The following is a 22,549-nucleotide window of genomic DNA, read 5'->3' on the forward strand; positions in this document are numbered from 1 at the left end:
CTTCATCGTTAAGAATGGGGTACTGGCTCAAGTTTTATATCGAATATTTATCTCGTGGTTGTTTCTAATACATGAGTGAAGCGCTCCCACGATTTCTGGTCGGCCTCTTGTTGATAGTTATTTGAGCCGAACACGGTAAATGCGTGCGGAGCACCACTGTAGGTGATCATTTCATGTGGGACTTTGGTTGTTTCGAGTTGAGCTGCGAGGTTGCCAAAATCTTCCATTGATATCATGGCATCAGCGGTTCCGTGGAACACAACAACTGGCGCTTTTGTCTGAGAGTAATCTTGTCCTTTTGGTGTCGATAAGCCACCGTGGAAGGTGACGTAAGCCTTGGAGGATATACCTGCTCTCGCGGCCTCCAATACGGCTGCGCCACCAAAACAATACCCCATCATCACGTTGTTATCTAAGTTACCACCTAGCTTTTCCGCTTCCATGGCTCCAGCATTGAGCAGCGTACGCATTTTTTCTCTGTCTTGATACAATTCGCCTGTGTGTTGCTTTTTGTCTTTCACTTCGGTTGGACGAATGTCTTTACCAAATAGATCGATGGCGAACACGTTGTACCCCAGTTCATTGAGCATCTCGGAACGTTTCTTTTCGTAGTCGGTTAAGCCATCCCAATCATGTATTAGCAGCACCAAAGGCGCTTGGTCGCTGGCTTCACTCCAATAACCTTCATAGTCCACACCGTCAACTTGGTAAGTAACGTTTTCTCCAGAAATCACAGAAAAGGGAAGTAGAGCTGCAAGTAAACTTAGCGTAGTGAGTGTTCGCATGCGTTAATCCTTTAGATGACAAATGATAATTCAATCAAAAGTATAGATAACGCTAGGATTCTCGCCAGATTCCTTCTTGATATTTGATGTTTGATTTTTAAGGTAGACATAGAGTGATAGTACGATCAATAAAAAGCCACCGTAATGAGATGCTGTGGCTATTTGATTATGAGAGAGGGTAAAAAACGACTACCAAGATGCGTTGTTACTGTTGCTGAAGATATCAGGGTACTTGCGTTGATAGCGTGGCAGCATAGATTCATTACCTAATATGCCACCTTGATGGACATAGATAATGGTTTTAGTCAGGTTGTCTTGTTGCCACTGTTCTAAGCATTGCCACATTAATGGGTCATAAAGTAGATCAAACTCAATATCGGTTTGTTCTTGAAGATCCAACCAAGTTTGATAATCCTTTTTATATAATTTACCAAAGTGATGTTTAGTTTTGAGCGGTAAGATCTGTGGATGGTCGGCTTCACCAAGTTCATTGAATTGCTGCGTTAAATAGTCGCTACCACCAACACAGGCGCAAGTTAATACAGGGATGTTATGTAACTTTAAATGTTTATGAAGGTAGAGTGCAGTAGCACCTGTGCCTGCTGGCAAGGCAACGACGAACTCATGTTGACTTTCGAAACGTGTCCAGCTGAGTATTTCCATCGCCAGTTGTTTTACGCCATATTCAGACAGTTGAGAGCGTCCACCTTCAGGTAGCACAATACAATGGCAGTCAGGTTGTCTAACTTGTTCAATGTACTCTTTTGGATGCAGCTGCGACCCAGCATCTCTCACTGAAATGACTTTTGCGCCCAAGTCTACAGCGCCACGATAGTTACCGATTGGGCGTTCATGTAGCCATTGAGGCAGATGGTCGACGTAGAACTCAAGGGTCCATCCTTTAATCTTTGCCAGTGCAGCGAGCGAGAATAGCGAATTAGCTTGCGCAGAACCGTAGCTGATTAAGGTTGTCGTATTAGGGTGTTCGTCTTCGAGAAGTTTCATGAACTTTCGCGCTTTATTGCCGCAAAAATGAGAGTGGAGCTGATCGTCACGCTTCAAGAAAAAGGTGTGGTCGTTGTATAGATGTTGAGTTACAGGGCTATTATTTAGTTTCATTGCACTTAAACAAAATGCTGACTAAGAAGCCAGCATTTTTATATCAAATAGGACTAATGAGTATCTAGTAGCCTACAAGCGCTGTAAACCAACTAAATCAAGTTTTCATTGGATATCGAGTTCGATGTTAAGAGTTTACTTGCTCAGTTGCTATCGACGTCGATGAAGCTGAGCTCGTTTCAAAGGTGATCTTGGCGCTACATCCACCTCCATTACGATTGACGAGCTCAAAGCCCCAATTGAAGCGTTGGCATAAGTCGTCGACGATCAATAAACCTAATCCATGGCCATTGGGGTTGTACTGTTCCTGTAAGCCTTCACCTTGGTCTTCAATCATAATACTTTCTTCGGACAAAGAAACCATGACAGTGCCACTATTGGTCGCTGCAATGGCATTCCTTAATAGGTTGCCGACCAGCATATTCATGATAGCACTGGTGGCTTGAATGGTGGGTTCTGATTGAACCTGTAAGGATACTTCTATTTGTTTGTCATTTGCCTGTAACGAGTTCTTCGAAATGATGCTTTCTAACTCTTGTTGGCAAAATAAGCGCAGCGGCGCGTCATCACTGTTTCTTTCATAACGCACAAGGCCCAGTAAGGCATCGACCATTTCTGACATCTGTACAATCGCATCATCTATCCGTTCGACCTGACGAGATTGAAACTCCGTTGTTTCGCTTCTTAGTAATAACTTGTTTGCACCACGAGCAACCGTCAGTGGCGTTCTTAACTCATGACTAGAGTATCGAGCAAAGGCTTGTTCTCGTTTGAGTAATGAATTAATTTCACGACGATATTGATTCAGCTGATCAGTTAATTGGCGAAACTCAACGGCGGCGTTATCACTTACACCGAACTCTTCACTTAGGTTTAATTTATTTGTCTCGAGTTGCTCTGAAAGTAAGTTGAAAGGTTCTATCAGTCGTTTCGATAATCGATAGAGCAAAGCGCCAAAGCTAAAAATTAAAATGGAAAGTAATGTTAAAACGAATGTTGTTGCGTACACTAATTCGTCATGGCTAAACTCGACGCGGTCAACTTCAGATAAAAGGATGATTGGATAGGTTTTCCCTTTGTCAGAATACTCACCGACATACACCATTCGTGAATCAGGCTCTTCTCCTACCTCACCAACAAAGCTCTCTTTACCTTCAATGTATTTCCGGTATTCGATAGGGATGAATGAAGGGTCATTGTATGCCATGGTAAGACCATCGATGCGAATTTTACCACTCTCCCCTGACTGAAATTGCTCAACCGCATAGTTTCGGTCAATCAAGATACGTCTTTCGCCCACCCGATCTTCTGATAGATAAAGTGCAGACATAAACACTATGTAGGTAAAGACCGAGACAATGACCGCCATTGCCCCAAAGAAAACCGCTAGGCGGCCAGTTAGAGTTTTAGTGCTAGTGAGAACGTTCAAAATCAATTTGAAGACTCCAAACGGAATCCTACTTTAGGGACAGTAATCAACATTTGGTTGTTAAAGGGCTTGTCGAGTTGGTTTCGTAATTGATAGATGTGACTCCGTAACACATCGTTATTGGGCTCGTCTTCCTCCCAAAGCTGGTATGAGATAGCTTCACGAGTGACCACTTCAGGTGCACTTTGGCACAGCATCTCAAGTATGGTGTAAGTCGTTGGGTTGAGTGCGAGCAGTTTGTCTTGACGGTAAGCTTTACGGGTTTTTTGATCGATGGTGAGTTCATCGAATTGAAGTTTAGAAGAGGCTACTTTTCCGCGGTAGCGACGAACTAATGCGTTCATTCTCGCTTCCAAAATATCCAAATCAAAAGGCTTAGTGAGATAGTCATCGGCACCATGTGCAAAACCCTTCAACATATCTTCGCGGCTATCCAAGGCGGTCAGCATCAGAATCGGTGTCGCATTGCCTTGCTCTCGTAATTTATTACAAAGCGTTAGGCCGTCCATTCTCGGTAACATTAGATCCAATAGGATGATATCAAATGAGTTTTCCATTGCGAGCTGCAGTCCAAGTTCGCCATTGTCCGCGTAATCGAGTTCCATACCAATACACTCAAAATAATCAAATAAGACCCCGGCAATTTCACGGTTATCTTCGACTAATAGAACTCGTTTCATTTTGATTCTCATACAGAAATAGACGGTAACATTATCCTGAGTGAGCGTGAAAAATATGTCAATAACATAACTTTCACTTATGGGCGAGTAGATTGACTGCAGATTAGTCAATGGAAGAATGTATTATGTCTGAACTTCATATTAGCCGCCCTAAGATATCTACATCGCAGATCAACCCTGCTGTATCTCTGTCTATTATTGTGCCTTTTTACGATGAGCAAGAGGTGTTGGAAGAGTTCCACTCTAGGCTCACTAAAGTTCTTGATAGCTTGCCGATCACGAGCGAGATCGTTTATGTCGACGATGGAAGTAAAGACAACAGCTTGGAGTTGGTGAGTTCATTCACTTCAATCAATAGCTCAATTTCTGTTATCGGTTTAAGCCGTAATTTTGGCAAAGAATCAGCGATGAGCGCAGGCCTTGAGCACTGTCGTGGACAAGCGGTGATTTTGCTAGACGCTGACTTACAAGATCCACCCGAACTGATCCCGCAAATGATTGCCAAGTGGCGCGAGGGTTATGACGTCGTCAATATGCAGCGTAGCCAGCGCGACGGTGAAACATGGTTTAAGAAGTTTTCAGCAGCGAGCTTTTACAAAGTAATGAATGTGGCTGCGAAGATCGATGTTCCTGAGAATGTGGGTGATTTCCGACTGTTAAGCCGAGAAGTTGTCGACCATATTAATCAACTTCCAGAACGTAACCGTTATATGAAAGGCATTTTCTCATGGCCGGGTTTCCGACAAGCAACGCTCCAATTTAAGCGTGATGCTCGCTTCTGTGGTGAGACCAAATGGAACTACCTGAAGCTTATTGGATTGGCGATGGATGGCATTACCTCGTTCTCAATTCGACCACTGCGCCTTGCTACAGCATTGGGTGGCTTAGTCGCGCTGACTGCTTTTGTGTATGGAATGGTCATCGTGTTTAAAACCATGATGTTTGGTGAGCCAACCACGGGTTATCCATCAATGATGGTCGTACAACTGGCTCTTGGCGGCATTCAACTCCTGAGTATTGGTTTAATGGGGGAGTACATAGGTCGTATTTTCATTGAAACCAAGAATCGCCCTCTTTATCTGATCCAATCGGTGGTCGATACCCCTGCATTAAAAACACATTTTAAATTAGAGGAGTCAGCATGAGCCTGAACCGAACACACCTATGGTATTTGTTGGCTTTTGCACTGATTTTAAGACTTTTATCTTTGGCGACATACCCGTTAATGGACACCACCGAAGCGCGCTACGGGGAGATGGCTCGCTTGATGGTTGAAACTGGGAATTGGTTAACGCCTCAGTTTGATTACGGCATTCCTTTCTGGGGCAAGCCACCGTTGTTCACATGGATGAGTGCGGCTGGTATTGAGTTGTTCGGCCTGAGTGAGTTTGCTGTGCGTGCTCCGCATTGGTTAGCTGGTTTTACGACGATTTTGCTGGTTGCGTACATGGCTAAGCGAACCGGTCAAAGTGCCTTGGTCGCTGCAGTTGTATTGGCGACATGCGGCATTTTCTCTATCGCGGCAGGTGCCGTCATGACAGACATGGCATTAACGTTAGCTATGACTATTGCGATGCTGGGCTTTTACTTATGTTGGCTAGGTGGAGAGGATTGGGAAAGAGAAGGAAGTCCGCAGCCTAATGGAGTTTTGTGGGGCTATGTCGGCTTTATTGGGTTAGCACTAGGTCTGCTTGCAAAAGGGCCTGTTGCAATTGTCATTATGGGGATCGCTGTATTCCCTTGGTTGGTTTTACAACACGGCTTGTTTGGTGCTTTTAAAGTACTTTGGCAACGCTTTCCATTGTTGTCTGGCTTAGGTGTGATGCTAGTGATCGCTTTACCTTGGTACATCATGGCCGAAATGGCAACACCGGGTTTTATTGATTACTTCATTGTTGGCGAGCACTTTAAGCGTTTTGTGGTGAGTGGTTGGGAGGGAGATTTATACGGTTCTGCACATGATCAAGCGAGAGGTATGATCTGGGTATTCTGGATTCAAGCTGCTGTCCCTTGGTCGCTTGTATTACCTGTATTGGCGTTTACTCGACGTAAGAAAATTGCAGAGATTAATGCCAAAAATCGTGGGTTATTTTCCTTCCTTGTGTGTTGGTTAATTTCACCTCTGATTCTTTTTACTATGGCGGGAAATATTCTTCCCGCTTATGTGTTACCGGGTATTCCATCCCTTGGTTTACTGGTCGCGATACTTGTTGTGGAAAAAGATAAGAAGTGGTTTTCGAGCGTAGCTTTAGTTCTGCCAGTGTTGCTGATGATTGCGATGGTTTACCTAAACTTAGGTAAGGCGAACGAGAAGAGTGACCGTATTATCTTCGAACAGATCACCGATTCAGCGCCAAGTTTTTATGTAGGAAAACGACCGTTCTCTGGGCAATTTTATAGCCAAGGACAAGCGAAAAAGCTACTTGATGTAGAGCAACTAGACGGAATCGACAAGTTCTATTTGATAGGTAAAAGGGTGGAAGTAGAAACCAAGATTAAAGACAACGCGTTAACCTGTATTTTGGAACCTACGGTGAAAATAAAACGCGCTTTGTTCAGCTGTCATAGCCAAGCGAGCAAACCAACTTTGTCGTTGAGTCATATTAAAAGCCAAAGTGATGTTCAGCGTTAACTCAGGGCTACGAATGCTCAATAACAAGCTGCAGATACACAGTCAAAGGCTGCAGTCCCATCACAAGATGGTTCGGTTCGCAGTGGTTGGTGTTGGCGGTTTTGTTGTTGATTGCTTAGTGTTTGCATTGCTTCATTACGTCTTTGGAGTACCCCTAATGATTGCACGAATTGGTTCTTTCATTGCCGCTGCAACGACCACATGGTTTGGTAATCGCGTGCTTACTTTTGGGTTTAGAGGGCAGGGTAATTGGTCTGAAAAATTGATTCAGTGGCAAAAATTCATGTTTTCGGCATCGATATCTGCAGTACCTAATATACTGTGCTTCAAACTAATGACGGGTCTGCTTCCCCCTATTACTGGGGTTGTATTTATCGCAATGGCCGTCGGCACCTTGGTTGGTATGGTGACTAACTACCTGTTCAGTCAATATTGGGTATTTACTCGTTAGGCAAGTAAATGGAAGGCAAGCCATCCAATGACTTGCCTTCCATTTAAGGTGATTGCTAAGCGAGGAGAACGGTAGCTTTGACTCTGCTATTTTCCTGTGTTTGCCCGTTTGGGCTGGGTTTGTTTTGTTTTAGCGACTTCTAACTGCCAGTTTTTGATTGTGTAGCAAATTAAACCTAAACAAAGCCCCCAAAATGCGCTGGCGACTCCGGCAAAGTTAATCCCAGATGCGGTCAGTAAAAAAGTGAATAACGCCGCTTCTCTATGTGTTTCATCCGAAAGTGCGGTTGTTAAGCTGTTAGCCAATGTCGGTAGCAAAGCTAGCCCAGCGATAGCTACGATGATGGATTGAGGAACAGACGAAAACAGAGAGACAAAGGTTGTTCCGAATACTCCTGCCAATAAATAGAAACCGCCTACAGCTAAAGCCGCTTTGTAGCGGCTCTTCGGGTTCGGATCCGCGTTTGGGCTCATACATATTGCCCCTGTCAGTGCCGACAAATTAAAAGCAAAACCGCCAAATGGCGCAAGCAATAAACCGGTAACGCCTGTTGTGGTTATAATTCGAGATGCTGGTGGGTTATAACCATTGGCTTTTAATACGGCGAAACCCGGTAAGTTCTGGGATGCCATTGTCACAATAAATAGGGGAATCCCTACACTCAATAAAGATGACCAGTCAAAATCGGGTGTGATGAACATAGGTTGAGTCAGCGTTAAGTTCACATTCGATAAATCCAACTTTCCCGCGATGCCACTCATCATGGCTGCGAGTAGTAGAATAAAAGGTATCAAAAGATTCCCAAACCTAGGTTTAGCGAGAATATAAGCGGCTAGCATAGTGCTGATGATGACAGCTTCTTGAGACATAGAAGAAAACATTCCGATGCCAAACATCCACAACACACCAGCTAACATTGCAGAGGCGATTGACGTAGGTATTCGCTTAAGAAGTGTTTCAAAAACCCCTGTTAGACCTGTAATGGTGATGAGGAGCGAACTAAATAGGAAGATCGCGACGGCTTGTTCTACGGTGAGTCCATCCAGCGATGAAATGAGTAAAGCCGCACCCGGTGTAGACCAAGCCGTCACAATCGGTTGCTTATATCGCCATGACAGTAGAAGAGTTGACATGCCCATACCTATTCCAAGTGCCCAAAACCAAGATGCAATTTGCTCTTGATTCGCGCCAGCACTGCTAGCAGCTTGGAAAATGATCGCCGCCGCACTCGCATAACCGATAAATACTGCAATGAAACCAGTACTGATGTGAGAAAACTTAACTTGATCCATATTAACCACTCTCGTTGTGCGTTATAACATACATAGGAGTAACTTAGCACTTGTGCGTTATAGCGCACAAGTGCTATTTGTATAAACTTGTTCGTAATAGCTATTCGTAACAATTTAATATACGAGCAAACTCAAATAGGTAGATGAACGAAAACATGTCGAAAAACGTTAATACAGAAGACCGCTTGAATGTAATGGGTAGCCTGAATGCCGAAGGTCGTTTGAAAGCAGATGAAGTTTCGAATGCAGGAGAAGCTTTAAGTGTACAAAATAACTTGAACGTGAAAACCGAATTACAGGTAAGCCAAAATCTAAAGCGGATTCGTAAAGAAAAAGGATGGAGCCTCGATGCGACCGCGAAAGCGACTGGGGTAAGCAAAGCTATGCTTGGTCAGATTGAGCGTGGTGAGTCTAGTCCAACGGTCGCAAAACTATGGCAAATAGCTACTGGGTTTAATGTGTCATTCTCAAGTTTGATTTTGCCTTCTTCAAACAACGAACTGGTGAGCTTGTTCCGAGATGCGAATATATTACGCGACGAAAGCTTGAAGGACGGTTTCTCGGTAAGTGTTGTGTTCCCTTTTGAGCCATCTGTAGGCTTCGAATTGTATGAGCTTAGGTTGGCAGAAAACTATCAACATTTCTCTGAACCTCATAGTGCCGGTGTGACGGAGCATATTTTGTGTATTTCAGGTCAAATGGCGGTTTTCTTTGATGATAGTTGGCATGAGTTAAGCTCGGGACAAGCCGTTCGTTTTAATGCAGAACAGCGTCATGGTTATAAAAATACAGGGCAAGAAAAAGCCATTTTCCACAATATTATCCATTACCCTAATCAATGGCAGCGGTCATAGTTGGTGGAACTCAAGATAATGTCGTCATGTTTCAAGATACAAAAAAGCGCAGCTAAATAGCTGCGCTTTTTATTAATATGATAACCAAGTAAATGAAGTCGCTATAGCTATATTAACGCTGTGTTGCGCGTTGGCGATTCTTGCCGTTACTCGCAGGTTTACCACCTTGACCATTGCCCGCTTTACTGCGGTTTGGCTTGCTATTTCCGCCGCTATTGCCTTGCGATTGCTGGCTACCAGGGGCTTTTTTGATGAAGCCAGTCGCTGGTTTATTACCATTACCGTTCTGCTTTCCGTTACCCTGATTGCCGTTGTTTTGGCTACCTGTTGGCTTCTTACCACCCGGTTTAGGCTTATTGCCACCAGGCTTAGAATGGTTACGTGGGCTTTCGCCGCCAAGACCCGGTTGAGCTTTACTGTGCTTAGTTGCAAAACGTTGTGAGCCGTGACGACCAGATTTACGACGTTGTGCCGGTGTTTGCGCATCAAAGTCTTCTGCGGGTACTAGGCAGTTTGCTTTGTCACCAATTAGGTGCTGTTTACCCATGCTGATCAGCGCTTCACGGATGATTTTCCAGTTTTCAGGATCGTGGTAACGAAGCAGAGCTTTATGCAGACGACGTTGACGATCACCTTTCGGTACAGGAACATCTTCACGCTTTTTATATTTCACGCGTTTCAGAGGGTTAGTCTCTGAGTAGTACATCGACGTTGCATTACACATTGGCGATGGATAGAAGTTCTGTACTTGGTCACACTCGTAGTTGTGCTTTTTAAGCCACATTGCAAGGTTAAGCATATCTTCATCTTCTGTGCCCGGGTGAGCAGAGATGAAGTAAGGAATTAAGTACTGTTTCTTACCGGCTTCAGCGCTGTACTTCTCGAACATCTCTTTGAAACGATCGTAAGTGCCCATACCCGGCTTCATCATCAGATCCAGCGGACCTTTTTCAGTATGCTCTGGAGCAATCTTCAAGTAACCACCAACGTGGTGAGTCACAAGCTCACGAACGTATTCTGGAGATTCAATCGCTAAGTCGTAACGTACACCAGAAGCGATCATGATCTTCTTAACGCCCGGTACTTTTCTCGCAGAGCGGTACAGGTCGATGGTGTGTTGATGGTCTGTGTTTAGCTTTTCACAGATTTTCGGGAACACGCATGATGGACGACGACAGTTAATTTCTGCTTTTGGATCTGAACAACCTAAACGGTACATGTTCGCCGTTGGGCCGCCCAAGTCAGAAATAGTACCTGTGAAGCCCGGTACTTTATCTTTAATGTCTTCGATTTCATCCAAGATAGATTCTTTCGAACGGTTCTGAATGATACGACCTTCGTGCTCTGTGATTGAACAGAAAGAACAACCACCAAAACAACCACGCATGATGTTAACCGAGGTTTTGATCATGTCGTATGCAGGGATTTTCGCTTTGCCGTACATAGGGTGCGGAACACGCTTATAAGCAAGGCCAAACACGTAGTCCATTTCTTCTGTGGTCAATGGAATTGGCGCTTGGTTAACCCAAAGTTCGCGATCTCCGTGACGTTGGATTAGAGCACGACCTGAGTACGGGTTTGTCTCAAGGTGCAGAATACGGCTAGCGTGAGCGTAAAGAATACGGTCATTGTTTAGCTTTTCGTAGCCTGGGATACGAACCGCTGTTGTTTTTGCATCGTGGCGAGAAGGACGAATCGTAATCGGTTGTGCTTTTACTTCTTCTTTTTCGTCTTTCTTGGTATCACACTGCGTTTCAACTTCGTATGGGTTAACCGGAACATACGCTTTGTTCGGTTTTTCGATACGAGAAGAGTCAATGATCTTGAAGCCTTCAGGGGCTGCAGCAATATTGATTGCAGTACCACGGATATTCGTTAGCGTAGACATGTCTTCGCCATCAGCAATGCGGTGCGCGACTTCAACCAGTGCACGCTCAGCGTTACCAAAAAGAAGAATGTCAGCTTTTGCATCAAACAATACAGAGCGACGAACTTTATCTGACCAGTAATCGTAATGAGCTACGCGACGTAAGCTTGCTTCAATACCACCAAGCACGATTGGCGTGCCTTTGTAGGCTTCGCGACAACGCTGAGAGTAAACCAGAGTTGCACGGTCAGGACGTTTACCACCTTCGTTATTTGGCGTGTAAGCATCATCGTGACGTAATTTGCGATCAGAGGTGTAGCGGTTGATCATGGAGTCCATGTTACCCGCGGTGATGCCGAAGAATAGGTTAGGTTTTCCTAGCTTCATGAATGCATCTTTATTATCCCACTTAGGCTGGGCGATAATGCCGACGCGGAAACCTTGAGCTTCAAGAAGGCGGCCGATGATAGCCATACCAAAGCTCGGGTGATCGACATACGCGTCACCAGTTACAATAATAATGTCACAGCTATCCCATCCAAGAGCACCCATCTCCTTTCTACTGGTCGGTAAAAAGGGTGCAGTTCCGTAGCACTCGGCCCAGTATTTTTTGTGTTCGTGAATAGGAGTTATATCGCTGTACATATTTCAACCTCTGATTTTTGAGGCGGGAATTATAGCGGCATGAGACTAGACTAGCCAGTAGAACATGCCCCTGTTAGTTCTGATGTCTTTCGTCATTTTGGTCATGTAACTGACAAAAGAGCCATACAACATCATAGTTTAAGCTTTGAGTAACGTCGCTAATTTGTGATTTTGATTAGTGTTCGCAGCAGTTTTTGATATTATTCGGCGAAAATAAGTCTGAATAAGTAGATCCACAATGGTCGAAACGTTATTAGTACAATTTGCTCCGATGCTTCTAGGAGCCCAACTGATCTTAACTCTCATCTTGGTGAAAGGAGATATTTGCCCAGGACAGCGTGGTCGTATCCACAAGATGTTACCTGCGATTGGCGTGCTTTGGCTTGCTGTTGCTTCTGTAAAAATTGAAGCCTTTCTGGTCGTGTTCGCGATCTTTTATTTCTATTCTCAAGTTCAAACCAAGAAGACTCGCGATTCTGGTCCTATCTGGGTGATGTACTTGGCCTGTGGTTTAGCGTTGTCATATGTTGCTATACAAGCGACTGAGCAAGCAACCGCTGTTGGTATCATTACTACTTTGCTGCTAGTGGTACTGTTAGGAGCAGCGTTTGGCCATCTACTACTGACGATTGCAAGGACACGGTTGCAGGCATTTCATCGAGTGCTTCCTGTTGTGGGCGTGCTAACCGGTATGTTGGTAGTACTGGCGACCGTCGTGAGTGTTTACTCTTTGTCTGAAGCTCAATTAGAACCTGTGATTTCCACTTTGCTATTTAGTTTTGCTTTGTTGATCTCCTCAATCGTGGTGTGGTGTTGGCATTTACTGTTCGCAAGAACGCCTGAAAAGCTTCAACTGAGTATTTCGTTGTTGATGTTATTGGTGGCCGTTGTGGGTTTAACGCCAGTTTGGGCGCTTTAATCACGCACTTTCATTAATTACGTATTCTTGTTAAGAAGTGTGATCTGTTTTTTAGCGTGACGTTGGTAAGCGTTCTAAACTTAACTCTAGTCAGTGTGTTCGTAAGGAGTACGAGATGGATTTAAGCAACGTCAAAGGTTTCGATAGCATTATTTTGCTAGGAATCGTTAATGAAAAACTTCGCCTAGAATGTGATAGCTTTGAAGAGCTGATCAGCATGTATGAAATGGATACAGAAAGTGTTGTGGGCAAGCTCGATATGCTTGGCTATCAATACGATCCATTGACTAACCAGTTTAAGTCTTACTCGAGATAAGCTAAAGATTAGCGCATCTTTTATCGAAAATGACATGCATCGCGTGTTGTGGGTGTTGAGAGAAAAAAAGTCACAGATTATCTGTGACTTTTTTGTTTCTGACGAATCGATCGAGCTTAACTTAGCCATAAATCATCTTTAAACGACCTCTATGCCATCTAAGTGACTCTTACTTTGCTGTCTTGCCGTGCTAAAGAAAGCTTGCAGGTAACGTTTATCTTTCTCAGAGTTTCTTACCGCTGCGAACAGTCTTCTTGATAGTCCTTTGCCTAATGGCTTGCTGGCAATCAGCCCTTGTCTTGAGAATTCACTGATCGCCCAGTTTGGTAGAGCCGCTACTCCCAAACCTGCTGATACCATTTGAACTAGCATTAACGTGTTGTCCGCTTGTTTCCACTTTTTAGGTTCAACACCCGCAGGCTGTAAAAAGTGCTTCACGACATCTAAACGCTGTTTTTGAACAGGGTAGGTGAGCATGGTGAGATCGCTAAGATCTTGCGGTTCAATGCTCGCTTTTTCTGCCAAAGGTGAGTTGATTGCGGTGATCAAACGCATCTCAAAATCAAAGAGTGGTTCGTAGTGAACCTCAGAGCGAGGCTGTATATCAGAGGTGATCACCAAATCTAGCTCGCCTGCCATTAGCGCGGGTAGCGGCTCAAACCCAAAGCCTGACGAGAAATCTAGCGTTACGCTTGGCCAAGCCACTTGATATTCCTTCAAAGCAGGCATTAACCATTGGAAGCATGAGTGACATTCAATCGCCATGTGCAAACGACCATTCACATCCTCTTTCAGGCTCGCGAGTTCGTTCTCCGCTTTAGCTATTCTTGGCTGTATCTCATCGGCAAGCCTAAGCAAAATCTCACCTTCAGAGGTGAACTTAACTGGTCTAGTTTTACGTAGGAAAAGCTGACCACCGATACGCGCCTCAAGATCTTTCAGTTGGTGAGAAAGCGCCGACTGAGTCAAGTGAAGAGAAGTTGCCGTCGCTGTTAGCGAGCCGCTGTCTCTTAAGGTAGTCAATGTTCGAAGGTGTTTAAGCTCTATCATGAGTTTTCCTCATATTCCCTAAGCCAATTCAATATTTCTTAATAATCACCCTACGGGGTTTTCTTTCATTTGTAAACGTCTAGATGTCCAGATGGATTTAATTTTTTCAGCTTTAGATTATTCAAGATGAATATTTTTAATAAACAAGATGAATATTTGGACGTTGTTCATCGTTCAGATTAGGGAGATAGTTTAGCCATCCAGACGCCTTATAAAGAACTTAAACCATAAGCTAGGCAGTTTGATCGAACACTAAAAATTATTGAATAAGGAACAGGTTCATGACTACGACAACGCATATTTTAGGCTACCCACGTATCGGCGAAAAACGCGAACTCAAATTCACTTTAGAAAAATACTGGCGCGGTGAGATTAACCAATCAGATTTAAAGCAACTCGGTAGCGAACTAAGAAATCGTAACTGGAATGTACAAGCTGACGCGAATCTTAGCTTTGCAACTGCGGGTGACTTCGCATGGTACGACCATGTATTAACAACGACTTTACTTCTAGGCCACGTACCAAAGCGCCATACTGGTGGTTCTGAAGATGAAAAATCCTTCCCAGATTTAGATACTTTGTTCCGTGTGGGGCGTGGTCAATCTCAGGTTCAGTCGACTTGTTGCGGTGGTACGCATACGTCTAGTGACGGCACTAAAGATAGCTCTGCGGCTTCTGATATGACTAAGTGGTTCAACACCAACTACCATTACATTGTGCCTGAGTTCAGCAAAGACGATTCCTTTGAAGTGAGCTGGCCACAACTGTTTGACGAAGTGAGTGAAGCGATAAAATCCGGGCATAAGGTGAAGCCAGTTTTGTTAGGCCCGTTATCTTATTTATATCTTGGTAAAGAAGTGGAGGAGGGTTTTGATCGTTTATCTCTTCTTCCGCGCCTTCTTACCGCTTACCAAGCAATTTTGGCAAAACTCGCTAAGTTGGGGGTTGAGTGGGTTCAAATCGATGAACCAATTCTTTCTCTTGAGCTTGAGAGTCAATGGGCAGATTCATTCAAGTTGGCGTATCAAGTGATTCAAGGTGATGTAAAACTGCTGCTCACTACTTATTTTGATTCGGTGACTGATACCTTAGATAAGATAGTAGAGCTACCAGTTAATGGCCTACATATCGACTTAGCAGCAGCACCACAGCAACTTGATGAAGTAGTGGGTAAGTTACCTGAACACTGGGTACTTTCAGCAGGGGTGATTAATGGACGAAACGTTTGGCGAGCTGATTTAGCCGCTCAACTAGAGTTACTACAACCAGTGAAAGAGAAGCTAGGAGACAAACTTTGGGTAGCAAGTTCATGTTCACTTTTGCATAGTCCAGTCGACCTTGAGTTAGAAGATTCACTCAGCGATGAAGTGAAGAGTTGGTTTGCTTTCGCGAAACAGAAAGTGACCGAGGTGAGTATATTGGGTGCGGCACTAGACGGTAACCACAATGCTATCTTGGCGTGTGAAACCTACAGCCAGCCGATTGTTGCACGCAAGAGCGCGACTCATGTGAATAAGCCGCAGGTTCAAGCTCGTATTAACACCATTACCAAAACCCTAACCGAGCGAAGTGCTCCTTATGCCGAACGCGCTTCACATCAGTCTGAGGTGTTAGGTTTACCATTATTGCCAACCACAACAATTGGTTCATTTCCACAAACCGGAGAGATCCGTGTTCAGCGTAGTGCTTACCGCACTGGCAAACTGAGTGAAGCGGAATACAACACCGCGTTGAAAGGTCATATTGCGGATGCGGTGAAACGACAAGAAGCACTTGATTTGGATGTACTGGTTCATGGTGAAGCTGAACGTAATGATATGGTGGAGTACTTTGCTGAAAATCTAGCAGGCTTCCAAACTACCAAATTTGGTTGGGTACAAAGTTATGGCTCTCGTTGCGTGAAACCTGCGATTGTGGTTGCGGATATCGAGCGTGAAAAACCAATGACGGTGGAATGGTCGACCTATGCTCAATCTCTGACTTCAAAGCAGATGAAAGGCATGCTAACTGGGCCTGTTACTATCTTGTGTTGGACATTCCCACGTGAAGATATTTCACGCAAAGAGATAACCAATCAACTGGCGTTTGCGTTGCGAGATGAGGTGTCTGATTTGCAAGACGCAGGTATCAACATTATTCAAATTGATGAGCCTGCCATTCGTGAAGGTTTGCCATTGAAAAAGCGTGACCATGCAGAATACTTAGAGTGGGCAGTGGATGCCTTTAAGATTTCAGCTGCGAGTGCTAAACCAGAAACTCAGATTCACACCCACATGTGTTACAGCGAGTTCAACGAGATCATTGATTCAGTCGCTGCGCTAGACGCCGATGTGATTACCATAGAGACTTCTCGTTCGAACATGGAACTGCTGAAAGCGTTTGAAGAGTTCAACTACCCGAATGCGATTGGGCCTGGCGTTTATGACATCCACTCACCAAACATTCCTTCAGAAGAGTGGATTGTTGATTTACTTAAAAGAGCGGCAAAGAAAATCCCAGCAGAACGTTTGTGGGCAAACCCTGATTGTGGGCTGAAGACGCGTAACTGGGCAGAGACAGAAGCGGCACTGGCTAATTTAGTTTCAGCGACTAAAATGCTGCGTAAAGAGTGGGAGTCGGCAGAAGCATCAGCATAATTAAAGCTAGGGTGTTATCGTTCTAAAAACAAAAGTCTGAGAAAAGAAAGGCCTCGCATCTGCAAGGCCTTTTTTGTTTGTACTAGCTTAACGTTAGAAATCAAATCTAGTTAATGCTCTGACATGTCTCTTTGCTGATTAGCTTTTCAACCATCAGTTGTCCGCGAGTGTTGCGAACCTTAATGTTGTAAGCCAAGCCCATGTCAAGGTTTGCTCTAACTTCAGAGTTGGTGCAGTAGCTGTTAACACTCATATCTACGACTTGGTTTAAAGGCTTAGCACCTTTAGCGTCTTGGTTGTAGATCATCATGATCTCGATAACGGTATTTTTTGCCAGTACACGCATGACTGACAGTGGGCCATACTCAATCGGCAGGCCGGCAGATAAAACGCCAGCACGGTGTTGCGCCATCATTTCAAGCTGTCTTTGTTGGTCTTGCTCACTTGAAGCACAGCCTGCGAGCAGAGCTAAAGCCAGAGAGCCAATAATCCATTTTTTCACGTTAAAATACTTTCTTGAATGGTTTTACAATGACATTTTGGTAGACACCTGCCTCAATGTACGGATCTGCGTCTGCCCATACCTGTGCGTCTTCTAAAGAATTAAACTCAGCAATTACAGTAGAGCCAGTGAAGCCGGCTTCACCAGGGTTGTCTGAATCAATCGCAGGCATTGGGCCAGCAGTCAAAAGTCGGCCTTCATCGTGAAGTGTTTGCAGGCGTTCTAGATGTTGTGGGCGAACACTTAGGCGCTTTTCTAATGAATTTTCGACGTCTTGAGAAAAAATCACGTACCACATATTGGTATATCCTTATTTTACTTCACTGAATTGGGGGCGTTTAAATTCGCTATCTTGCTAATTTACGCGAACTAATTGGTATTGGAAGAGCTAATGATAAGAAATTGTGAAATGGTGCGAGAGAGAAGTATGGTCTTTAGCGATTTCATTCGTTGAAACTAAAGACCGTCTACATTAGCAGCTTGGTGAAAAGTACTATTTATTGATCGGGCGAGGCTTACCACCCTCATCGACAGCAACGTAGTTGAACGTTGCTCCACAAACCTTATATCGGTCGCCGATGCCGTGATCAAGTACAGGCTTAACCCACACTTCTAGGTCGATATTCATCGAGCTACGGCCAATCTTGGTGCAGTCACCATAAACACACACAACATCACCCACTGAAACCGGCTGTTTGAACTCAATACTCGATACTGAAACAGTGACAATCTTGCCGTTAGAGATCTCCTTCGCCAGTATGCCGCCAGCAAGGTCAAGCTGAGACATTATCCAACCACCGAAAATCTGGCCTGCTGCATTGGTATCAGAAGGCATCGCCAATGTGCGAAGAAGTAAAGAACCAATCGGGTTCAAAGTTGATTGAATAGTCATTGTTGTACTCTTAATGGTATTGATTGTTTTAAATTTAAATAGATGTGTTTGCCGCGCTCGCGGTGGTCGTATTTTTAACGTATTCACCGAACACAAACAATCAGTGGCCAATGATCACGAGTATCATTGGCCACTGTTAAATAGCATATTGATAATAATTGTATCAAAAAGGGGATGAGGACTCATCCCTTAGGGTTACTTCTCGTCGGTATTTTTATCCGTTAACTCGTTCTGCTGATCTTTTGGTAGATGCTTATAGATGTAGACACCCGTTAGCAAGGTAAATGCAAAAGTAGCGATCAGTAAGCCAAACACTTTGAAGTTTACCCAAACATCCAAGGGTAGGCTGAAAGCAACGTAAACGTTGAGAATGGCACATAGAGTAAAGAATAAAGTCCAAGCCCAGTTGATCTTGCTCCATACCGCTTCAGGAAGTGTGATCTCTTTACCCAGCATGCCTTTAATCGCTGACTTGCCCATTAGGTGACTGACGGTCAGGCCGATAGCGAACAATGCATAAACGATGGTTACTTTCCATTTTATGAAGTTATCATCATGCAGAAAGATGGTCATGCCACCAAATACGGCAACCATCAAAAATGTGATGATCTGCATTTTCTCTACTTTCTTGTAGACAATGTACGTCAAAACGATTTGTACTGCGGAAGCAACAATCAATGCGCCTGTAGCTGTGTAGATGTCGTACATCTTATACAGCGCAAAGAAAATCATGAGAGGAATGAAATCAAGAATTTGTTTCATGTGGCACTGAATGTCCAGTTAGTTGAGTTGCCAACAGTCTAACGAAAACTGTCCCGATGCTAAATAGCCCGAGACAATTGGGTAACAATTAATTCCATCTAACCGCTAATCGTTTATAACGATTTCAAGCCAGTTATCGCATTGATGTGGTTTGGTAGCGAGGTATCAGTTTCTTGATGTCTTCAAGGTAACCCTCACTTTTCAAATCATCTAGCGTATTTTCGAGTTCTTGCTCGCTCATCGCAAAACAGGTTGATTTGCCAGTCGTTAGGTCGAGAAACTCGTGATATTCACGCTCTGTGAAGTGGCCGATTCTATCCATTAATAAGGTTTTAACCCCATGGTGAATTAAGCCGTAATATGTATGTCTTTGTAAGGTCATAGCCTATCCTCCGTGACAGGGTGCGAAGAAAAGACAACCTGCTGTAAATTGTTTGGGTTATCTATGACAAAGCAATTCGAATGCCATTTGGGTCACAGACACAGAATATTTCTGTTATCAAATTGAATTGATTCTTTTTTCAATCAGTTAAATGAAAGCTAATTCTGTTCTCAACCAAACAATACGTCGCTGACGGAAAATAGTTTTATTTTGAGAACGTTGTCATTCTCATTATGACGCTTTACTGAAGCCTTATGGTCTTTGAGCTTGGCAATTTCCCCGTTGTTAACCGACAAGCCACTCGACCAATGTAGTTAGGGATACATTTTGGCGATTCTTGGGCTGAATTAAGAAGTAACCATTTCCTGAAAAGACACTGTCTTCACTCACTTTGACTAATCTGCCTAAATCAATATCTTGCTTGGCAAGCGTGATGTCGCCTATCGCAATTCCAAATCCTTGAATAGCTGCATTCATCGCTTGATCGAGTGTCGCGAACTGTTGGTTATTCTTGCTCGAAAGGTCATGACTTCCTATGTGCTCCAACCAAAGTCGCCAATCACTTTGTTCATTGTTGGCGTGTAACCACGTGTAGTGAGCGAGTTGGTGCGGTTTGATTAGAGAAGAGGAACCACTGGTAAGGTGATTGGGTTTGATGCTTTGCGCTTGGCAGACGGGTGCGAGTTGCTCGTTGAACAATAACTGGCTGACGATCGATTGTTGGCTCGGCTTCTTGCCATAGGTAATCACGGCATCGAACGGGTCAAAACTTGGCTCAAAAACATGCTTGATGGTAGAAGTGAGCTCAACATCAATCTCAGGGTAGGCTTCTTGAAAAGACATCAGTTTTGGTAGCAACCAAGAGGTAATGCAACTCGGTGCGTTTAGCTTAATTTTGGAAGGGGAACTCGCCACTTGGTTCAGTGCGGATTGCAGTCGCTGAATTGTATCTTGGATGAGCGGAACCAGTTCTTCTCCTTTGGGTGTTAATGACAACCCCCGAGCATGACGATAGAAAAGGTCGCACCCAAGATTTTCTTCAAACGTCAAAACTTGCCGACTCACCGCGCCTTGCGTGACATTGAGTTCATGTGCCGCGCGTGTAAAGTTGAGATGCCTTGCCGTTGACAGAAAGGCGAGCAAGGTTTTAGTTGAAGGCAACGTGTTATTCATGTCTATACCTATGAATTTTAATCATGGCTATTATGTAATTATTTCGATTCATTTATCAATAGTGTTCTGTTTGAATGCAAATACTTACTCATCATTTGTGATTCAATATGTGTATAACGCATCTATTTTGAATATGAAGGCAAGTGGTGAAGACATTGTGATTGAGTGGAAGGGATAGTTCTTTGACATCATTTATTGACAACTTAGTGCCTCAGGCTGTAAAAAAATTAATACCTTATCAATCGGCAAGAAGAATTGGTGGTGACGGACGTGTTTGGTTAAATGCCAACGAGTTGGAAAGCGCTTTGTTTCAAAACGAGACTAGTTATAACCGTTATCCAGATTTTTTTCCGCAAGATATTGCCAAGGCTTACCAAGCTTATTGTGGAACTGATGCCGAGACCTTAGCCGTTCGAGGAGCAGATGAAGCGATTGATTTGCTGATCAGAACATTCTGCAAACCAGCGAGCGATAATATACTGATTTGCTCCCCAACGTACGCGATGTATGAATTTTGTGCCGACGCATTGGCGATTGAAACACTCGACTCCCCATTACAGGAAGATTTTAGCCTAGATGTCGCTGATATCGTCAAAAAAGCCGATCGAGCAAATATTGTTTTTCTGTGTTCACCAAATAACCCGACGGGTAACGTGATTCCTAAATCAGATTTGATTCAGGTGCTTGAGGGAACCGAAGGTAAATCTTTGGTGGTGGTGGATGAAGCGTATATTGAATTTGAACCTCAGACGTCGGCGGTGAGCCTTATTGAGCGTTATCCTCATCTAGTGGTGATTCGTACTTTGTCGAAAGCGTTTGGATTAGCAGCTGTTCGTTGTGGTTTTATTCTGGCGAGTAAAAATGTGATGCAGTATGTCGCTAAGCTTATTCCGCCTTACCCAATGCCTGATTGCTCTTCTCAAATTGTATTGGAGGCTTTATCCGCTGAACGAATCTTGGTGATGTCAGATGCAACTTCAAAGCTTGTGGAGTTACGTGACCGATTTGCTGACGAGTTAACGCAGTTTGATTTCATAGAACATGTCTATCCATCATCGACCAACTTCATTTTATTACGCCAAAAGCCAGGGCATGAAGTGTTCAGTGTATTGGCGAAAGATGGCATTGTGACCAGGAACCAAAACCATGAACCTGCATTACGCAACTGTGTTCGGATCACTATTGGTAGCCCTGAGAGTATGACTGAAGTTATAGCGTCACTAGCAAGCTACCAAGCACAGTTACAACAGAAACAACAATCTCAAGAACCTCAATTTCAACTTGATAAAAATCATATCTAGGATGGCAATGATGAAAAAGATAATACTAGGAATCGCTTGTGCGGCCGCTTTACTTGGTACCACTGTACAGGCAAAAGAAATCCGTTTGGCGTCAGATTTTACGTATCCGCCATTCAATTATAAAAATAGCGAAGGCGTACCTGTTGGCTTTGATATTGAAATAGCTGACGCCTTGTGTGAACAGGCAAAATTAGAGTGTACTTGGGTTTCGCAAAGCTGGGATTCATTAATTCCTAGCTTATTAGCAAGAAAGTCAGATGTGATTATGGCGTCTATGCGCATTACCGAAGAACGTAAAAGCAAAATATTGTTTACGGATAAGTACTACCAAACACCCGCTGTGTTTGTTGCAGCCAAAAGTGCAAAGTTTGATATTGATAAGCAAGGTCTCGATGGTAAAACTATTGGAGTACAGCAAGGAACGATTCACGATCGTTACGTAACCGACAAGTTTGGGGATGTCGCAAACATCAAGCGTTACACTGGGCAAGATGAAGTTTATTTGGACCTGCAAAATGGTCGCTTAGATGTGACTTTTGGTAATTCAGATCAACTTTCACTGGCTTTCTTAGATAAGAAAGAAGGTGAGGGTTTTGAATTCAAGGGTAAAGCCGTAACGGATAAAGCCTATATCGGTGAGGGTACTGCGTTAGCACTTAGAAAGCAGGATTCGAAGCTAGCTAATCAATTCAATGTTGCGATTGAAGAGATCAGAGCTAACGGTACTTATGACAAAATTGCTGCCAAGTACTTCACGTTTGATATCTATGGCAGTGATTTATAGCCAAAGATCAGACAGCTTTTTTAGATCCAACATAATGAATGGGGTGGTTTCAGTTGATTGAAACCTTCTTCTCGAAAG

The 22,549-nt window shown here is 43.8% G+C and carries 22 protein-coding genes; 9 read left to right on the forward strand and 13 right to left on the reverse strand.

Annotated elements, in window-relative coordinates; translation table 11 throughout:
- Positions 1-47: 47 nt before the first annotated feature.
- The 4 genes from SJY39_RS07110 to SJY39_RS07125 form a co-directional block, all read right to left on the reverse strand.
- Positions 48-785, reverse strand: a complete 738-nt coding sequence (locus SJY39_RS07110) for a dienelactone hydrolase family protein (RefSeq protein WP_016768383.1) — start codon at positions 783-785, stop codon at positions 48-50.
- 189 nt (positions 786-974) lie between these two features.
- Positions 975-1,904 (reverse strand): pyridoxal-phosphate dependent enzyme, encoded by a 930-nt coding sequence (locus tag SJY39_RS07115; protein WP_010437956.1) that lies wholly within the window; start codon positions 1,902-1,904, stop codon positions 975-977.
- A 127-nt stretch (positions 1,905-2,031) separates the two neighbouring features.
- Positions 2,032-3,339, reverse strand: coding sequence for a HAMP domain-containing sensor histidine kinase (locus SJY39_RS07120; RefSeq protein WP_010437958.1), 1,308 nt, complete (start codon positions 3,337-3,339; stop codon positions 2,032-2,034).
- The gene (locus SJY39_RS07125; protein ID WP_010437961.1) at positions 3,336-4,013 is read right to left on the reverse strand and encodes a response regulator transcription factor; all 678 of its coding nucleotides are present in this window, start codon (positions 4,011-4,013) and stop codon (positions 3,336-3,338) included. The genes SJY39_RS07120 and SJY39_RS07125 overlap by 4 nt, the downstream gene beginning before the upstream one ends.
- 125 nt (positions 4,014-4,138) lie before the next feature.
- On the opposite strand from SJY39_RS07125, the gene SJY39_RS07130 reads away from it, so the two are divergent.
- Genes SJY39_RS07130 through SJY39_RS07140 form a run of 3 tightly spaced genes read left to right on the forward strand, consistent with a single transcriptional unit; the run spans position 4,139 to position 7,096 of the window.
- Positions 4,139-5,158 carry a glycosyltransferase family 2 protein gene (locus SJY39_RS07130; protein WP_016783856.1) on the forward strand — a complete coding sequence of 340 codons (1,020 nt, stop codon included), beginning with the start codon at positions 4,139-4,141 and terminating at the stop codon, positions 5,156-5,158.
- The gene (locus tag SJY39_RS07135; RefSeq protein ID WP_016792965.1) at positions 5,155-6,645 is read left to right on the forward strand and encodes a glycosyltransferase family 39 protein; all 1,491 of its coding nucleotides are present in this window, start codon (positions 5,155-5,157) and stop codon (positions 6,643-6,645) included. The genes SJY39_RS07130 and SJY39_RS07135 overlap by 4 nt, the downstream gene beginning before the upstream one ends.
- Positions 6,632-7,096, forward strand: coding sequence for a GtrA family protein (locus SJY39_RS07140; protein ID WP_016783858.1), 465 nt, complete (start codon positions 6,632-6,634; stop codon positions 7,094-7,096). Before SJY39_RS07135 ends, SJY39_RS07140 begins: the two co-directional genes overlap by 14 nt.
- Positions 7,097-7,182: 86 nt before the next feature.
- Here the strand turns inward: SJY39_RS07140 and SJY39_RS07145 are convergent, their stop codons facing one another.
- A complete protein-coding gene (locus SJY39_RS07145; protein WP_010437969.1) occupies positions 7,183-8,388 on the reverse strand; it encodes a benzoate/H(+) symporter BenE family transporter in 1,206 nt (401 codons plus the stop codon).
- Positions 8,389-8,531: 143 nt separating this feature from the next.
- Between SJY39_RS07145 and SJY39_RS07150 the strand changes: the two genes are divergently transcribed.
- Complete coding sequence (locus tag SJY39_RS07150) at positions 8,532-9,242, forward strand: helix-turn-helix domain-containing protein (RefSeq protein WP_010437972.1); 711 nt, start codon at positions 8,532-8,534, stop codon at positions 9,240-9,242.
- A 112-nt stretch (positions 9,243-9,354) separates the two neighbouring features.
- Here SJY39_RS07150 and SJY39_RS07155 read toward each other — a convergent pair whose 3' ends face one another.
- Complete coding sequence (locus tag SJY39_RS07155; RefSeq protein WP_372263934.1) at positions 9,355-11,754, reverse strand: YgiQ family radical SAM protein; 2,400 nt, start codon at positions 11,752-11,754, stop codon at positions 9,355-9,357.
- Between the two features lie 238 nt (positions 11,755-11,992).
- Here SJY39_RS07155 and SJY39_RS07160 point away from each other — a divergent pair, with 238 nt between their 5' ends.
- A complete protein-coding gene (locus tag SJY39_RS07160; RefSeq protein WP_016768378.1) occupies positions 11,993-12,673 on the forward strand; it encodes a hypothetical protein in 681 nt (226 codons plus the stop codon).
- Positions 12,674-12,788: 115 nt separating this feature from the next.
- A complete protein-coding gene (locus SJY39_RS07165; RefSeq protein WP_010437991.1) occupies positions 12,789-12,989 on the forward strand; it encodes a DUF4250 domain-containing protein in 201 nt (66 codons plus the stop codon).
- A 138-nt stretch (positions 12,990-13,127) separates the two neighbouring features.
- Here SJY39_RS07165 and SJY39_RS07170 read toward each other — a convergent pair whose 3' ends face one another.
- Positions 13,128-14,039: a LysR substrate-binding domain-containing protein gene (locus tag SJY39_RS07170; protein WP_010437993.1), complete on the reverse strand. Its 912-nt coding sequence runs from the start codon at positions 14,037-14,039 to the stop codon at positions 13,128-13,130.
- 281 nt (positions 14,040-14,320) lie between these two features.
- On the opposite strand from SJY39_RS07170, the gene metE reads away from it, so the two are divergent.
- Entirely contained in the window at positions 14,321-16,675 is a 2,355-nt protein-coding gene (gene metE, locus SJY39_RS07175; protein ID WP_016783862.1) for a 5-methyltetrahydropteroyltriglutamate--homocysteine S-methyltransferase, read from the forward strand.
- A 106-nt stretch (positions 16,676-16,781) separates the two neighbouring features.
- Here metE and SJY39_RS07180 read toward each other — a convergent pair whose 3' ends face one another.
- The 6 genes from SJY39_RS07180 to SJY39_RS07205 all read right to left on the reverse strand — a co-directional run bounded on the left by SJY39_RS07180 (position 16,782) and on the right by SJY39_RS07205 (position 20,386).
- Entirely contained in the window at positions 16,782-17,177 is a 396-nt protein-coding gene (locus tag SJY39_RS07180; protein ID WP_010437997.1) for a GspS/AspS pilotin family protein, read from the reverse strand.
- 1 nt (position 17,178) lies between these two features.
- The gene (locus tag SJY39_RS07185; RefSeq protein WP_010437999.1) at positions 17,179-17,475 is read right to left on the reverse strand and encodes a YciI family protein; all 297 of its coding nucleotides are present in this window, start codon (positions 17,473-17,475) and stop codon (positions 17,179-17,181) included.
- 195 nt (positions 17,476-17,670) lie between these two features.
- Complete coding sequence (yciA, locus tag SJY39_RS07190; RefSeq protein WP_010438001.1) at positions 17,671-18,069, reverse strand: acyl-CoA thioester hydrolase YciA; 399 nt, start codon at positions 18,067-18,069, stop codon at positions 17,671-17,673.
- A gap of 195 nt (positions 18,070-18,264) precedes the next feature.
- On the reverse strand, positions 18,265-18,831 hold the full coding sequence (locus SJY39_RS07195) for a septation protein A (protein WP_016792963.1): 567 nt from the start codon (positions 18,829-18,831) through the stop codon (positions 18,265-18,267).
- Between the two features lie 133 nt (positions 18,832-18,964).
- Positions 18,965-19,213, reverse strand: a complete 249-nt coding sequence (locus SJY39_RS07200) for a hypothetical protein (protein ID WP_010438008.1) — start codon at positions 19,211-19,213, stop codon at positions 18,965-18,967.
- A 285-nt stretch (positions 19,214-19,498) separates the two neighbouring features.
- Complete coding sequence (locus SJY39_RS07205) at positions 19,499-20,386, reverse strand: LysR substrate-binding domain-containing protein (RefSeq protein WP_010438010.1); 888 nt, start codon at positions 20,384-20,386, stop codon at positions 19,499-19,501.
- Between the two features lie 182 nt (positions 20,387-20,568).
- On the opposite strand from SJY39_RS07205, the gene hisC reads away from it, so the two are divergent.
- Positions 20,569-21,687, forward strand: a complete 1,119-nt coding sequence (hisC, locus tag SJY39_RS07210; protein WP_016783865.1) for a histidinol-phosphate transaminase — start codon at positions 20,569-20,571, stop codon at positions 21,685-21,687.
- Positions 21,688-21,697: 10 nt separating this feature from the next.
- On the forward strand, positions 21,698-22,471 hold the full coding sequence (locus SJY39_RS07215; RefSeq protein ID WP_010438016.1) for an ABC transporter substrate-binding protein: 774 nt from the start codon (positions 21,698-21,700) through the stop codon (positions 22,469-22,471).
- Positions 22,472-22,549: the final 78 nt, after the last annotated feature.

The organism is Vibrio sp. R78045 (assembly GCF_042466085.1).
GTDB classification, from domain to species: domain Bacteria; phylum Pseudomonadota; class Gammaproteobacteria; order Enterobacterales; family Vibrionaceae; genus Vibrio; species Vibrio cyclitrophicus.